The sequence below is a fragment of the Mesorhizobium sp. M7A.F.Ca.ET.027.02.1.1 genome (assembly GCF_004022985.1).
In the GTDB taxonomy this organism is placed as follows: domain Bacteria; phylum Pseudomonadota; class Alphaproteobacteria; order Rhizobiales; family Rhizobiaceae; genus Mesorhizobium.
The window spans coordinates 1-2297 of the sequence record NZ_RZOL01000626.1 but is presented as its reverse complement, the minus strand read 5'-3'; the positions used below and the strand labels follow the sequence as shown (position 1 = coordinate 2297).

At 64.5% G+C, this 2297-nt stretch carries 1 protein-coding gene; it reads left to right on the top strand.

Annotated elements, in window-relative coordinates:
• The coding region (locus EN749_RS34345; RefSeq protein WP_145991136.1) for an NADP-dependent malic enzyme at positions 1-2251 on the top strand (2251 nt) is incomplete at its 5' end.
• Positions 2252-2297 lie beyond the last annotated feature (46 nt).

Sequence of the window (2297 nt, the reverse complement as noted above, 5' to 3'; positions counted from 1 at the left end):
GTCCGTCAGTGCGCAGGAAGCGCTCGAGTTCCACGCCATGGGTCGGCCGGGCAAGCTGGAGGTCGTCGCCACCAAGCCGATGGCGACACAACGCGACCTCAGCCTCGCCTATTCGCCTGGTGTCGCGGTTCCGGTTCTGGCCATCGCCGAGGACCCCAGCCGCGCCTTCGACTACACGACGCGCGGCAACATGGTCGCCGTCATCTCCAACGGCACGGCTATCCTCGGTCTAGGCAATCTCGGCGCGCTGGCCTCCAAGCCGGTGATGGAGGGAAAGGCGGTGCTGTTCAAGCGCTTCGCCGATGTCGATTCCATCGATCTCGAGGTCGACACCGAGGACGCCGACGAGTTCATCAACTGCGTGCGGTTCCTCGGGCCCTCTTTCGGCGGCATCAATCTCGAGGACATCAAGGCGCCGGAATGCTTCATCATCGAGCAGCGCCTGCGCGAATTGATGGACATTCCCGTCTTTCACGACGACCAGCACGGCACCGCCATCATCTCGGCGGCCGGCCTGATCAACGCGCTGGAAATCACCGGTCGCGACATGAAGACCACAAAAATGGTCTGCAACGGCGCCGGTGCGGCCGGCATCGCCTGCATCGAGCTGATGAAGGCGATGGGCTTTGCGCCGGAAAACATCATCCTGTGCGACACCAAGGGCGTCGTTTTCCAGGGCCGCACCGAAGGCATTAACCAGTGGAAATCGGCGCATGCGGTCAAGACCGAGGCGCGCAGCCTCGCCGAGGCACTCGATGGCGCCGATGTCTTCCTCGGCCTCTCCGCCAAGGGCGCGCTGACCACCGCCATGGTGCAGTCGATGGCCAAGAACCCGATCATCTTCGCCATGGCCAATCCCGATCCGGAAATCACGCCGGAGGAAGTGGCGGAGATCCGCACCGACGCCATCATGGCCACCGGTCGCTCTGATTACCCCAACCAGGTCAACAACGTGCTCGGCTTTCCCTATATCTTCCGCGGTGCGCTGGATGTCAGGGCAACCACCATCAATGACGACATGAAGATCGCCGCCGCGCAGGCGCTGGCGGCATTGGCACGCCAGGATGTGCCCGACGATGTCGCCGCCGCCTATCAGGGCAACCGGCCGAAATTCGGCCCCAACTACATCATCCCGGTGCCGTTCGACCCGCGCCTGATCTCGGCCATTCCGATCGCGGTCGCCAAGGCGGCGATGGATTCAGGCGTCGCCCGCAAGCCGATCCTCGATCTCGACCGTTACGCGCAGGAGCTGTCGGCCCGCCGCGACCCGATCGCTTCGACCCTGCAGCGCATCTACGACCGCGTGCGCCGCCAGCCCAAGCGCATCGTCTTCGCCGAGGGCGAGGAGGAACAGGTCATGCGCGCCGCCGTCTCTTATGTGAACCAGCGGCTCGGCACCGCCATCCTGCTCGGACGCGACGACGTCATCAAGGAAAACGCCAAGCACGCCGGCATCGACCTCAACAAGCAAGGCATCGAGATCATCAATGCCAGGCTGTCGCGCCGCAACGGCATCTATACCGACTATCTCTACGAGCGCATGCAGCGCAAAGGCTTCCTGTTCCGCGACTGCCAGCGCCTGATCAACAACGATCGCAACCATTTTGCCGCCTGCATGGTGGCGCTGGGGGACGCCGACGGCATCGTCACCGGTGTCACCCGCAACTATTCGACCGCGCTCGACGACATCCGCCGCGTCATCGACGCCAAGCCCGGCCACCGCGTCATCGGCGTCTCGATCGTGCTGGCGCGAGGCAAGACCGTGCTGGTCGCCGACACTGCCGTGCACGATATGCCGAATGCCGAGCAGATCGCCGACATCGCCGAGGAGGCAGCCGGCTTTGCCCGCCGCATGGGTTATGAGCCGAGGCTTGCCATGCTCGCCTATTCGACCTTCGGCCATCCGCAGGGCGAACGCTCCGAACGCGTCCAGGAAGCCGTGCGTATCCTCGACAAGCGCCGCGTCGATTTCGAATATGACGGCGAAATGGCCGCCGACGTGGCGCTCAATGCGCGGGCCATGGCGCAATATCCGTTCATAAGGCTGACCGGCCCGGCCAATGTGCTGATCATGCCGGCGTTCCACTCGGCCTCGATCTCGACCAAGATGCTGCAGGAACTCGGCGGCTCGACCGTGATCGGCCCGCTGCTGGTGGGGCTGAACAAGCCGGTTCAGATCGTGTCGCTGAACGCCAAGGACTCGGACATCGTCAACATGGCGGCGATCGCGGCGTATACGGCGGGGACTTGAGCGGCGAGCCTTAGCGGGGAGGCCGGGAGGCGGTCAGCCCGGCGCG